This window comes from Actinomadura fulvescens, from assembly GCF_039533225.1.
GTDB classification, from domain to species: domain Bacteria; phylum Actinomycetota; class Actinomycetes; order Streptosporangiales; family Streptosporangiaceae; genus Spirillospora; species Spirillospora fulvescens.
The window spans coordinates 104,339-116,504 of the sequence record NZ_BAAATD010000020.1; the positions used below are offsets into that span (position 1 = coordinate 104,339).

Annotated in this window: 14 protein-coding genes and 1 pseudogene; 8 read left to right on the plus strand and 7 right to left on the minus strand. The window is 68.7% G+C overall.

Going from position 1 to position 12,166, the window contains the following annotated elements:
* Positions 1-94: 94 nt before the first annotated feature.
* A pseudogene (locus ABD333_RS44005) lies at positions 95-223 on the plus strand (helix-turn-helix domain-containing protein); the annotation flags it as partial.
* Between the two features lie 60 nt (positions 224-283).
* Complete coding sequence (locus ABD333_RS44010; RefSeq protein WP_344548768.1) at positions 284-514, plus strand: hypothetical protein; 231 nt, start codon at positions 284-286, stop codon at positions 512-514.
* A 131-nt stretch (positions 515-645) separates the two neighbouring features.
* Here ABD333_RS44010 and ABD333_RS44015 read toward each other — a convergent pair whose 3' ends face one another.
* The 4 genes from ABD333_RS44015 to ABD333_RS47760 all read right to left on the minus strand — a co-directional run bounded on the left by ABD333_RS44015 (position 646) and on the right by ABD333_RS47760 (position 1,460).
* Entirely contained in the window at positions 646-825 is a 180-nt protein-coding gene (locus tag ABD333_RS44015; protein WP_344548742.1) for a DUF397 domain-containing protein, read from the minus strand.
* A 97-nt stretch (positions 826-922) separates the two neighbouring features.
* Complete coding sequence (locus tag ABD333_RS44020) at positions 923-1,102, minus strand: DUF397 domain-containing protein (protein ID WP_344548745.1); 180 nt, start codon at positions 1,100-1,102, stop codon at positions 923-925.
* On the minus strand, positions 1,090-1,278 hold the full coding sequence (locus tag ABD333_RS44025) for a Scr1 family TA system antitoxin-like transcriptional regulator (RefSeq protein ID WP_344548767.1): 189 nt from the start codon (positions 1,276-1,278) through the stop codon (positions 1,090-1,092). Before ABD333_RS44025 ends, ABD333_RS44020 begins: the two co-directional genes overlap by 13 nt.
* Positions 1,269-1,460 carry a Scr1 family TA system antitoxin-like transcriptional regulator gene (locus ABD333_RS47760; protein ID WP_425546967.1) on the minus strand — a complete coding sequence of 64 codons (192 nt, stop codon included), beginning with the start codon at positions 1,458-1,460 and terminating at the stop codon, positions 1,269-1,271. The genes ABD333_RS44025 and ABD333_RS47760 overlap by 10 nt, the downstream gene beginning before the upstream one ends.
* Between ABD333_RS47760 and ABD333_RS44030 the strand changes: the two genes are divergently transcribed.
* On the plus strand, positions 1,384-1,737 hold the full coding sequence (locus tag ABD333_RS44030; RefSeq protein ID WP_344548747.1) for an ATP-binding protein: 354 nt from the start codon (positions 1,384-1,386) through the stop codon (positions 1,735-1,737). The genes ABD333_RS47760 and ABD333_RS44030 overlap by 77 nt on opposite strands.
* A gap of 249 nt (positions 1,738-1,986) precedes the next feature.
* Entirely contained in the window at positions 1,987-3,414 is a 1,428-nt protein-coding gene (locus tag ABD333_RS44035; RefSeq protein ID WP_344548749.1) for a sialidase family protein, read from the plus strand.
* Here ABD333_RS44035 and ABD333_RS44040 read toward each other — a convergent pair.
* The 3 genes from ABD333_RS44040 to ABD333_RS44050 form a co-directional block, all read right to left on the minus strand.
* A complete protein-coding gene (locus ABD333_RS44040; protein ID WP_344548751.1) occupies positions 3,411-5,006 on the minus strand; it encodes an FAD-dependent monooxygenase in 1,596 nt (531 codons plus the stop codon). The two genes, ABD333_RS44035 and ABD333_RS44040, sit on opposite strands and share 4 nt — an antisense overlap.
* On the minus strand, positions 5,003-5,923 hold the full coding sequence (locus tag ABD333_RS44045) for a VOC family protein (RefSeq protein WP_344548753.1): 921 nt from the start codon (positions 5,921-5,923) through the stop codon (positions 5,003-5,005). Before ABD333_RS44045 ends, ABD333_RS44040 begins: the two co-directional genes overlap by 4 nt.
* Positions 5,924-6,011: 88 nt before the next feature.
* Positions 6,012-6,851 (minus strand): fumarylacetoacetate hydrolase family protein, encoded by an 840-nt coding sequence (locus ABD333_RS44050; RefSeq protein ID WP_344548755.1) that lies wholly within the window; start codon positions 6,849-6,851, stop codon positions 6,012-6,014.
* A gap of 112 nt (positions 6,852-6,963) precedes the next feature.
* Between ABD333_RS44050 and ABD333_RS44055 the strand changes: the two genes are divergently transcribed.
* From ABD333_RS44055 to ABD333_RS44070, 4 genes are all read left to right on the plus strand, one after another.
* The gene (locus ABD333_RS44055; RefSeq protein ID WP_344548757.1) at positions 6,964-7,653 is read left to right on the plus strand and encodes a FadR/GntR family transcriptional regulator; all 690 of its coding nucleotides are present in this window, start codon (positions 6,964-6,966) and stop codon (positions 7,651-7,653) included.
* Positions 7,654-7,994: 341 nt separating this feature from the next.
* Entirely contained in the window at positions 7,995-9,008 is a 1,014-nt protein-coding gene (locus tag ABD333_RS44060) for a sigma-70 family RNA polymerase sigma factor (RefSeq protein WP_344548759.1), read from the plus strand.
* Between the two features lie 42 nt (positions 9,009-9,050).
* Complete coding sequence (locus ABD333_RS44065) at positions 9,051-9,710, plus strand: O-methyltransferase (protein ID WP_344548761.1); 660 nt, start codon at positions 9,051-9,053, stop codon at positions 9,708-9,710.
* Between the two features lie 390 nt (positions 9,711-10,100).
* Positions 10,101-11,021 carry a pentapeptide repeat-containing protein gene (locus ABD333_RS44070; protein WP_344548763.1) on the plus strand — a complete coding sequence of 307 codons (921 nt, stop codon included), beginning with the start codon at positions 10,101-10,103 and terminating at the stop codon, positions 11,019-11,021.
* Positions 11,022-12,166: the final 1,145 nt, after the last annotated feature.

A 12,166-nucleotide genomic window follows, 5' to 3' on the forward strand; every position in this document is an offset into this window, starting at 1 on the left:
GTAACCGGATGTGGGTGATGTGCCCGGGGCGGGCATAACGGTGGGGACTGTCTGCTGGTGGTGAGAGGTCGCCGTGCGCAACCGGATCGGCACGGTGATACGGACGGTCAGGGCAGCCCGGGGCTGGACGCAGGCCCAGCTCGCGGAACGGTTGTGCTGTTCGGCGTCGACGGTGTCGCGGTTGGAGACCGGCGCCCGGCACCAGAACCGTCGACACGCTGCGGCGGCTGTCGACGGTTCTGGTGATCTCCCCGTTGGACCGCCTGACCCCGGTGGGCGGCTGGTGTTCTCCCAGGCGCCCGCCGTCCCCGGCAGCTATGGCGTCCAGGGCATGTACGGCAACGGATTCACCGGACGCCAGGTATGGGTCTACCGGTGGGCCTACGAACCGGCTACCTGGAGCGGCATCCTGCACACCCACGGCTTCACCGACGTGCACGCCCGGATCGAACCCGCACCCGAGCCCGACCACGTCGGCACCCTGCTCGTCGAAGCATCCCGACCAGGTTCCTGACCCGTCCCCGCCGCCTGTGCGGCGTTCCGGTCGGTGCTCAGCGTCAGACCGAACGCGGCGATTCGCGGTGGCCACAGCACGACAACTGAGCCGCAACGGGCTCACGGCGGCCCGCGGGTCGTTTGCGTCGGCTAGTGCTTGATCTGCGCCATCAGGGCACGCAAGGACGCCCGATCGATCACCAGGTGACCGCCGTCCGGGTCCTTGGAATCACGGATGGCGACCGCGTGAGGCAGGCTCGCCACCTCCACACACTCACCGCCGTTGCCTCCGCTGTGGCTGCTCTTGCGCCAGTTGCCTAGCTGTTCCATCGTTCTTCCGCCGTCCTGCGAATCAGGTCCATCGACATGTTCAGGCGAGGGCTGAGCCGCAACGAGGCCCACGGCGACCGAGGGTCGCCTGCGTTGGCTAGTGCTTGATCTGCGCCATCAGGGCACGCAAGGACGCCCGATCGATCACCAAGTGACCGCCGTCCGGGTCCTTGGAATCACGGATGGCGACCGCGTGAGGCAGGCTCGCCACCTCCACACACTCACCGCCGTTGCCTCCGCTGTGGCTGCTCTTGCGCCAGATACCTAGCTGCTCCATCGTTCTTCCGCCGTCCTGCGAATCAGGTCCATCGACATGTTCATGGGGAGCGCACGGGCTCTGACCTCGCGTAGCGCACGGCGCATCGCGGACAGATCTTCGCCGTCTTCCATCGTCCAGCCACGAGCGACGCTTTCGACGTAGGCGATCTCTCGCTGGTCCTCCATCACGGCGATGGTGAACGAGGAGAGGCGTTACCAAGGTGATCACCTCGCATCGGTACGACTTGTACCGTTATGTTCTCATATGCCCCGTCGGTCAGGAGCTGGAGCTGACCGCGCATGATCTCGGGGCTGCCGACCTCGCGAAGCAGCACCCCTTCGTCGATCAGGAACGTACAGCCGGGCGGTGGAATCACTGATCAATACATCGGCCGACTCGTCGTCTCTGAATTGGTCACGAACGCCTTCCAGCACGGCGACGGACAGATCATCATCCGAGTCTTCCGAAATGAGCAGAACGACCCGGTCATTGAGGTGTGGGATCAAGGACCGGGCGTCCCTGCGATACAAGCGGCGACCCCCGACAGACTTGGCGGGCGGGGTCTCCTGACGATCGCGGATACCGCCGTCGAGTGGGGAACCCGGCCGATCGCGGAAGGCGGCAAGATCGTATGGGCGCGATTCGCCGCGTGACTGAGGGCCAGAGGTATTGGGGCCTGTGGCGCGCGTTATGGCGGCGTTCAGGGCTTAGGTCCGGCGTCGGCGGATCGGGCGTCGGCGCTCGGCTCGGCCGTGGCTGGAGTTTGCCGGTGCGGGGTGCGTGGGCGTAGGGCGGGGGTGGGGGCTGCGCCTGTGGGGGTATCTGCGGTTACCGCTGGTGTAGGACGACAGGGGCGGTGGGGGGTTCGGACAATCGCGATCATCCGTTGAGAGGAGTTCGCGATGCGCATGTTTCTGCCCGTTCTGGTCGCGCCCATGCTGGTGGGGCTCGCCGTGCCCGATGCGGTGGCGGGTGAGCGGTCCCGGTTGTCGGGGGCCAGCCCGTTCTCCCGCTGCGCGCCGGGAGGTCTGGACGCGGAGAAGGCCGACGGCGCGATCGAGCCGGCGCTGGCCGCCGATCCGTCCGATCCGCGCCGTCTCGCGGCGGTGTGGCCGCAGGACCACCATCGCGGCGTGGTCCTCGCGGTCACGCGCGACGGTGGGCGTACCTGGAAGCGCTCGGTGGTGCCGGGTCTGACCCGCTGCTCGGGCGGTCGCTACGACTACGTGGACGACCCCATGGCGACCTTCACCCGCGATGGCGGGCTCGTGGTCACCGGCGGCGTCACGATGGCCGATCACTCGTCGTCGGCGGCCGTGTCGGCTCGTTCCGATGACGGCGGCCGGACCTGGAGCGGCGTCTCGGTGATCCTGGAGGAAGCTGATCCGCTGCGCGGCGGCGTCGCGTCCGGCCCGGCCGTGCCCGATCCGCGAGATGCCGACGTGATGTACGTGGCCGGCCCGCGGTTCCCGGCGGCGGCACGGACCCGCAACCTCGGCTGGATCAGCCGCAGCACTGACGGCGGGCGAACGTGGCAGCCGCCGCGTGTCGTGGTGGAGGCGGACGAGGGCACCATGGTCACCGGGCATCGTCTCACCGTGCTCCGCGACGGGACGCTCCTGGACGTGCACACTCACATCCGCTTCAGGGGCGGCCCCGGCTTGAGCGAGTACACCCTGCAGGCGGCGCGTTCCACCGATCGCGGCAGGACGTGGTCAGCGCCGCAGAAGATCGCGGAGATGAAGACCAAGATCGCGATCCAGGATCCCGAGACGGGCGACCATGTCTCGCACACCACGAGCCTGCTGTCCGACGTCGCGCTGGACCCCCGTACCGGACGGCTGTACGTGGCCTGGCAGGACGCGCGGTTCAACGGCGATCGCGTCGACGGCATCGCCCTGGCCTCCTCGCGCGACGGCGGACGTACGTGGTCTGAGCCGGTCAAGGTGAACAGGACTCCGACCACGGCCCCCATCGCGAACCAGCAGGCGTTCACCGTCTCGGCAGAGGTGGGCCGCGACGGAACCTTGGCCGTCTCCTATTCAGACTTCCGCCACAACGACCCGGACGTACCCCTGCTTACCGACCGCTGGCTGGCCCACTGCATGGCCTTGTGCACGAGCCCTGCGGCGAAATGGCGGGAGAAGCGCCTGACCACTAGCTCGTTCGATATGCGCCAGGCTCCCCGCATCCCTGACGCGTCCAGCCCGCGCGGCTTCTTCCTGGGCGAGCAGATGGGTCTCGTCGCCACCCGTCATGGGTTCGCCAGCGCCTGGGCCGCGCCCGACTCCCCCAACCGCGCCGCCGCCTATTTCCGAACGACTCCCTAGTTGCCGACTAGGCCCATCCGGACGTTTCGACGACCGTCCGGATGGGCCCCTGTGGCGCGGAGTAGGGCCGTTCGGCCGTCTTCGTCTGCGGTAGTGCTGGTCCAGGCCACGTGCTGGTCGGGGCGGACCAGGGCTAGGCCGACGCGGGTGGGGTCGTGCCAGGTGGTCAGGGGGATGCTTAGCTCGGCGGCGACCTTGGTGATGTCGGCCGCGGCTAGGGTTGATGAGTCGCCGATCAGGGTGAAGGCCTTTCCTAGGCGGTCGTAGAGCGAGACGCCTGGTGCTAGCCAGCGGTGGGGAAGGCGTTCCCCTGCTCCGGTTGATACGTGCGGCGAGCCTGCGTAGGTGTAGCCGAGGACGAGGTCGAGACTGTGGAACTCACTGTCCTTTGCGCGATGGACGGCCGCTGCTACGCCTGGCCGGGCTGACTTGAACGTCGCGTCGTCGCCAGCTAGGCGCGGGTCGGTGAGTTCGGGGCTGAGGGTTGCCATGTTCCGGGCGGCTTCGGCGATCGTTCGTTGGGCGATCGGGCGTCGTTCGGCCTCGTAGCCGTGCAGCAGCGCGGGCGCGCCCCAGCCGTTGACGACGGCGGCGAGCCGCCAGCCGATGTTGACCGCGTCACCGACACCGGTGTTGAAGCCGTGACCTCCCCACGGCGGGTTCTGGTGCGCGGCGTCCCCGGCGAGGAACACCCGGTCGCTCGCGTACCGGTCGGCCAGCAACATCCTGGCCTTCCACGGGTCGGTCGCCAGGATCTCGGCCTGGATGTCGTCGCCCACGAGGGCGCGGACAAGGCCGAGAGGGTCGGCCTCCTCGCGGGTGACGCCCTGGCCGATGCACCACCAGGTGTCAGCCAGGTCGAGGCGTCCTACCAGACCCGGCTGGGACGGGCTCAGGATCCAGTAGTGCACCGCCGGGCCATGCGGCACGCGTTCGGCGAGGCCAGGGGCACGGAAGACGACGTTGAAGTTGGGCCGCGCGTCGTCGCGGCCTTCGTAGCGTGCCCCGATCGCTTCGCGTGTCACGCTCCGGGAGCCGTCGCAGCCCACGACGTAGGCCGCGCGGACCGTTCGTTGCTCCTCGTTGCGCAGTGCGGCATCGTTGCGCAGGGTGCCGTCGTTGCGCAGGGTGATCGACACGCCTTCGGCGTCCTCGCGCAGGGTCTCGACGCGCCATCCGGTGAGCAGCATGGCGTACGGCGAGGCCTCCACAGCCTCGCGGAGCACCTGTTCGACGAGGGGCTGGGCGACCTGCTGGCCCGGCTCGGCGACCAGGTCGTCTCCGGTGAGGTCCAGGCCGAAGCAACCCCGGAACCGCGTGATCTCGCGGCCGAGGAGACTGGTCGCGAACACCGCCTCGTCCGACCAGGACACCGGCAGCGGAGCGCGTTCGCGGATCACCGCGGCCAGGCCCCAGCGCCGGAACAGCTCCATCGTGCGCGCCGAGGTCGTCTTGGCGCGCGGCCGCAGCCACGAGACCTCCGCCCTGGGCTCCACGACGAGGCTGTGGACGCCGTGGTGGGCGAGCTCCAGCGCGGTCGCGAGCCCCACCGGGCCGCCTCCTGCGATGAGTACGGGAGTGTCCACGTTCACCCGCCGTGGGCGCCGGTCATCAGCGCGGCGAGGTCGTCGGGACGCAGGAACGACGGCGGAGGCGGCGGACCCCAGTTGAACAGGCCCTTGGCACCCTCCAGCGTCTCGGGCGTCCAGAGCTGGTCGTCGACGATGCAGTCCATGTCGGAGTAGTACTCGGAGAAGTTGCCCGCCGGGTCCTTGAGGTACCAGAAGAAGTTCGAGCCCGCGTGGTGACGCCCGAGGCCCCAGACGTGCCGTTCGGGATGGTCCTCCAGCATCGCGTACGCGCCGCGCCCGACCTCGTCGATGTCGTCCACCTGCCACGAGGTGTGGTGCAGGAAGCTGACCGGCGCCGCCAGCACCAGCACGTTGTGATGGTCGGTCGAGCAGCGCAGGAAGATCCCCGCGTCCTTGATCAGGTCGCTGGTCAGGAAGCCGAGCCCGTCCCGGAAGAACGCGGTGGTCATGGCGAAATCGGTCGTGCCCAGCACGGCGTGCCCGAGCTTGCGCGGCCGGACGGCGCTCGTACGCACCACCCCCGGCGCGCGTTCACCCGTCCGCTCCACCCGGCCGGGGCCGTTGTAGGCCGTCGCCGGAACGGGCGCCTGGACGAGCCGGGACGCGACCTCCAGCACGGCCCGTACACCGGTGGCCGGCTCGACCGCCGTCAGCGACGCGTCGCTCAGGTCGTACGGCACGCCGAGGCGGGACAGGCGGCTACCGGCGGCCCCCAGATCGTCCGCGGAGTCGGCCGCGACCCGCAGCTCCACCAGCCGGCGCGTGGCCGCCGGAACGAGCCGGAGCTGACGGCCGCCGTCCCGCGTCCGGAACCACCCCTCCCCCGCGGGTTCGAGCCCGAAGTCGGTGTAGTAGGCCGCCGTCTCCGCGACATTCGGCACTCCGATGGTGACTGATATCAGGCGATGCAACGGCACGACGTCGTCTCCTCAGATGAATCGCTGGGCGCAAACCCGCCCAGATGAATCGCTAGGCGCGGACGAATCGCTAGGGCGCGGGCCTGCCTCAGATGAATCGCTGGCGCAGCTCGCCGATGCCCTCGATCTGGCTGACGAGCTCGTCGCCCGCCGTGAGCCATCGCTGGGGTGTACGGCCGAGCCCGACGCCCGCGGGTGTGCCGGTGAAGACGAGGTCACCCGGCAGCAGCGGAAGGACCGCCGAAAGCCGCGCCACCAGCGCCGGAACGGAAAAGATCAGGTCACGCGTCCGGCCCTTCTGCACCTCCTCACCGTTGATCGCGGACTTCAGTTCCAGGTCGGCGGGGTCGGCGAACTCGTCCGGCGTCACGACCCAGGGGCCGGTCGGCGCGAACCCGGGGAACGACTTGCCGAGGCTGAACTGCGGTACCGGGCCCGCCAGCTGGGACACCCGTTCGGAGATGTCCTGCCCCACGGTCAGCCCCGCCACATGACCCCAGGCGTCCTCCTCGGCCACGTTCCGGGCCGCCTTGCCGATGACCGCGACCAGCTCCACCTCCCAGTCGGTGTGCCCGCCCGGCGGCAGCGTGACCTCGGTGACCGGCCCCGTGATGCTGGTGACGAACTTGGTGAAGACCGGCGGCAGGCCTTCGGGTACCTCGAACCCGGACTCCGCCGCGTGGTCCCGGTAGTTGAGCCCGATGGCGAACACCTGCCGCGGCGCCGGAACGGGAGCGCCCAAGGCCGCCACCTCGAACGCCGTGCCCGCCGGGAGATCTGCCGCCGTGGCCCATTCCCGGAAGGCCTCCCACTCCCGGTAGACGGCCTGCGGATCGCTTCCGAACCGCCCGCCGCTCGCCGTCTCCACGTCGACGGCGAGCCCGCCGTCCACCAGTACCGCGCGACCTGCGAGGTTGGCGATCCGCACTCGGGCCTCCTTAATTCAACATGATGATTAGGGCGATAATGCCTCCAGGTGCAATCCGGCGTCAACCCATCGCCCTGCTAATGTGCATGCTGAATTGAGCAGAGGAGGACCGGTGTCCACTGATGCCCCTGCCATCGGACGGGCCGAGCAGGCCGCCGAACGCATCGCCGACCTCGCCCGCCGTGCCGAGGCTGGAGCCCGGCTCGGCACCAAGGCCGAACTGCGCGCCTTGTGCGGCGTCTCCGTCAGCACGTTCAACGAGGCGCTGCGCCTGCTTCAGGCCCGCGGCCTGGTCTCGGTCCGGCCCGGCCCGGGCGGCGGCCTGTTCGCCGCCGAGCAGTCACCGATGGTCCGCCTGGGCAACTCCATGCTCGCCCTCGACGCCGAACAGACCTCCGTCGCCGAGGCCATCCGCATCCGTGACGCCCTGGACCCCCTCCTCATCGAGGACGCCCTCTGGCACGCCTCCCCCGCCGACATCGCCGAAATGCGCGCCATTCTCGGCACCATGGCCGACGCCATCGACGCCGGCGACCCCACCGCGTTCGTCCACGCCAACTGGCGCCTCCACGCCCGCATCTCAGCGACCAGCCCGCACGTCCTGCTGCGCTCGCTCTACACCAACCTCCTGGACCTGATCACCACCCACACCCTCGCGGTGCGCCCTGCCGGCGACCACCCGCTCCCCACGTACCTGCGTGAACGCCTGCAACTCCACACCGACCTGGTCGACGCCCTGGCCCGCCACGACCGCGAAGCCGCCCTACGCCTCATCCACGCCCACAAAACCACCCCCGACTAGCCCCTGGGGCCCCGCAGCCACGTCCCAAGCGGCCCACACCACCGCCGCCCGTACCGACGATGCGCTCCGCTAGGCGGCCGATGGCTGTGTGAATCGGTCGGGAGACCGATGATTTGCCGGGTGATGAGCCGTCCATACTGCGACAACACCCACCTAACCTAGGCAAAGGTCGACCGAGAGAGGGTGGCCATGGACGTCGCGAGCCGTCGCCTGGCGTCACGGCGAGCGGGGCCACCGACCCGGGCAGAGCCACCACTCCCCCAGGAGGGGCCGCCCGTCCGGGCAGAGCCACCGCTCCCCCAGGCGACATGCCTTCGGCCGCAGGAGACCGTGGAGAACGAATGAACGATCATGCTGGCGGTGCCACCGACCCGGCCGAGGACGGGCTTGCCGTGAACAGCCGCCTCGAAAGCCACCGGGCCGAGCTGACCGGCTACTGCTACCGGATGCTCGGGTCGGCCTTCGAGGCCGAAGACGCCGTGCAGGAGACGATGGTGCGGGCGTGGCGCGGCATCGATCGTTTCGAGGGCCGGTCGTCGTTGCGTTCGTGGCTGTACCGCATCGCGACCAACGTCTGCCTCGACCTCCTGGCCGGCAGCAAGCGCCGCGCACTCCCGGTCGACCTGTCGTCCCCGGCCGCCGGAGCGACCTCGCCGGGTGAGCCCATGGGCGCGGCGAGCTGGATCGAGCCGATGCCCGACAACCGGATCATGCCGCCCGGATCGTTCGAAAGTGATCCGGCTGACGTCGCCGTGGCGCGGGAATCGGTGCACCTGGCCTTTGTGGCCGCTCTGCAACACCTGCCGCCGACGCAGCGTTCGGTACTGCTGCTCAAAGAGGTCCTGGGGCTGTCGGCACGTGAGATCGCCGAGTTGCAGCACACCACCGCCGCGGCGGTGAACAGCGCGCTGCAACGAGCCCGGGCAACGCTGGCGGCACGGCGGCCGAACGGCCCCGCGCTGACCCCGCCGCCCGAGGGCGCTCAGCAAGCTCTCGTTGAACGTTACGTCGACGCGTTCGAACGCTTCGACATGGAAGCACTCGCCATGCTCCTCCACGTGGACGCGACGCTCTGTCTGCCTCCGTACCCGGTATGGATGCGGGGTTCGGACGACATCCAGGCCTGGTTGCTCGGGCCGGGCGTAGGCTGCCGGGGCTCGCGCCTGATCCGTACGGTGGCGAACGGCTCCCCCGCGTTCGGCCAATACCGGCCCAGCCCCTCAGGCAGCGGCTTCGAACCGTTCGCTCTCCAGGTGCTGGAGATCTCGTCCGCCCGGATCACCGGCATCAACTCGTTCCGGGATACCGAACGTCTCTTTCCGCTCTTCGAACTGCCGAGCCGGCTGGAGAGCTGACCAAGGTTGGCGGTCGAGCCGATCTTGGGACACGGTGATCACATGGCATTGAGCAGCGGACAGCTGAGCCCCGAACTCCACGACTACGTCGTCTCGCACAGCACCGGCCCCGACGCCGTACTGCGGGCCTTGGCGGCAGAGACGCTCGAACGGTTTCCCGGCAACGCGGGCATGCAGATCGCCCCGGAGCAAGGCACGTTCATGACCCTGCTCCCGCGGCTGATCGGCGCACGGAGAGCGGTGGAGGTGGGGACGTTCACCGGCTACTCCTCGCTCTGTCTGGCGCGCGGGCTCGGCGAGGACGGCGAGCTGCTGTGCTGCGACGTCAACGAGGAGTGGACTTCGCTGGCGCGCCGCTACTGGGAGGAGGCAGGGGTGGCGGAACGCATTCAGCTGCGACTGGCACCGGCACTCGACACGCTGCGCGAACTGCCCCCGGACCTGGTGTTCGACCTGGCGTTCATTGACGCCGACAAGCCGTCGTACGTGGCCTACTGGGAGGAACTGGTGCCGCGCCTCCGTCCTGGCGGCGTCCTGCTGGTCGACAACACGTTGTGGTCGGGCGCGGTCGCCGATCCGGACCGGCAGGACAACTCGGTACGCGCGATCCGCGCGTTCAACGACCACGCCACCGCGGACGAACGTGTCGAGCAAGTGATCCTTCCGATCGGCGACGGCCTGATGCTCGCCCGGAAACGCTGACCCCGAATCACGTGGAGGACGTTACGTACGTTCCGCCACAACGGTGCAACGACCATCCCGTAGTCCCGGCTTTCAAGGTGCATCAACGAACGCCGCGCTTGTTGGGATGACCCGGGCGATGCCGAGCTTCGTCCAGCGGCTGCGCCGTGGCCCGCGCATGTGACGAAGTAGATGGCGATCTCTCAGCTGAGGTGGCGAGGATGACCGGGTGAGGGAGCGCACTCCGGAGACAACGGAACGGTTAGATCGCCTACCTGAAGGCGGTCCGGCGGAACGATCGGCAGTCCGGACCGGCGGCACCAAGACGTACTCCGCACGCCCGCAGCGCTGAAGGCCGTTCACCGCGGCTGACCGTGGGCGCCGATTGATCGGACGCATAGCCGAGCGAGGATGATTCCGATCGCAGGAACCGACGAAGACAACACCTCCCCCGCCACCAGGCGGCGCGCCCGGGTCAAGCGGCCGACTCAACAGGAACTGGACGCCCTGCCCGCCGACAGGCGCCTAGAGCTGATCAACCACCAGCGCCAGAGCAGGCATCAGAACCTCAACAGTGTCGGCATCCTGTTCGGCGTGGTATTCACTGTGGCCAGCCTGGTCGCGACCGCGCTGACGCTGCGTACCACCCAGGAAGGACAGATCACCGAGCGCTATACCAAGGCCGCCGAACAACTCGGGTCCAAGCGACGCGAGGTCCGTACCGCCGCTATCCACGCCCTGGGCCGCATCGCCGACGACTCGGCCCGCGACCACAACACCGTGATGGACCTTCTGGCCTCCTACGTCCGCGAGCGCGACCCCGGCCCCAAGGCCAAGCTCCCTCATGAACCCCACACGGACGTTCAGGCCGCCCTCACCGTCCTCGGCCGTCGACCGCGCGTCCTGCCCGGCGGACGTCCCCTTGACCTTCACAACATCCGAACCCCCGGTATTCAACTCGCGCGCGCGAACCTACGCGGCGCGAACCTCACCGGAGCGAACCTGAACCAGGCAGACCTGACCGGCGCCGACCTGCGCGGCGCCAACTTGATCGGAGCCAACCTGAAGATGGCGGATCTGCGCGGCGCGCACCTCGTTGAGGCCGACCTGATCGACGCGGACCTGCGCGGTGCTGGCTTGAGCGGCGCGCACCTACGCGGTGCCGACCTGAGCCCTGCACTCCTACACGGCGCGGTCCTGAGTGGTGCGGACCTGAGCGGCGCGGACCTAGGCGGCGCGGACCTGAGCGGCGCGGACCTGCGCGGAGTACATGGCGTATCTGCGGACGAGATCCGCAGGATAGCCATCACCGACTCCGCCACACGCTTGTGAACACCTCAACGCCTCAGAAGCCGCAGTGATCGCGAATCGGTCCCGGTACGCAGGTGGGCATTCACCAGAAACAGACAGCCAGGACAGCGATGCGGTCACGGTCCCGTCCGATCGGCGGCGAACCGATCCCTCCCATGCCCGCCGCCGCCTCGCCCACTGCTGCCCTCCGCGAACATCGACACGGCACCGGCCATCACCAGTTCATCCAGGACGCCGACCTCAACGATCACTGCCTTTGACCGGCTCGCCACCCAACGCCCGCAAGGCCATCCCTCGTACCGCCAACGAGCTGCCGCTCTCGGGCGGTACGCCATAAACGATCAGATCAAGGCAGGTCATAGCCTCTAAACGGCGCTCAGAGCCACGCAGAGCCCTGCTTCATCTTCCGCAAAGCCCGGGACCTTCGGAAGCCCGAGTTCGCCGGGCACCGACCATCTCAAAGCCCCGATTTTTGGGATGTTATATCCCTCTAAGTCCCGAATGACCGATCCCAGCGAACACCCGCCCGTTGCACCCTGCGCCCCGCCCAATCGAGACCCAAGGCACCTCCCGCATCCGGCCGATCCCCCCTGCTCCCGTTGCACCCGATGCGCGATGCGATCGCGAAACCGATCGTGCAGCACGTCCAAGAACCGGCGCCCCAACGATGCGCGCACGGCCGCGAGATCGACCGACGTGCGCGAGAAGACAACCGTGGCGTCCCGCGCGACCGACCACCTAACCGTGGCGTCCCGCGCCACACGACCCACCTAACCGTGGCATCCGCGCCACACGACCACGTTGGAGTGGACCACGAAGAGACAACCCTCTTGACCACGCACGGAGCTCGTCACATCAACTAAACACTCACGACCCGTCCCAGCCTCCAAGGAGCCACGACCCGTCCCACCCTCCGCCAGGCACAGACAGCGGGGGGTCCATGGACGCACCGCTTCCCAAGACACAACCCGCACGCTGGACCAGCAACGGTGCAAGTCCGTTAGAAGAAGCCGACCACCCAACAGCACCGCCGCTCACAGGGTCACGTCCAGCGGAGTGGTGTAAGAGGAGACCACCGCGTGATCCGTTTGTGCAGGTTAAGCGGTGAGTTGCTGTTGGTCGATCTTGTCGTTCGGGGTGTCGCCGGCGATGATGTGCAGGCGGGC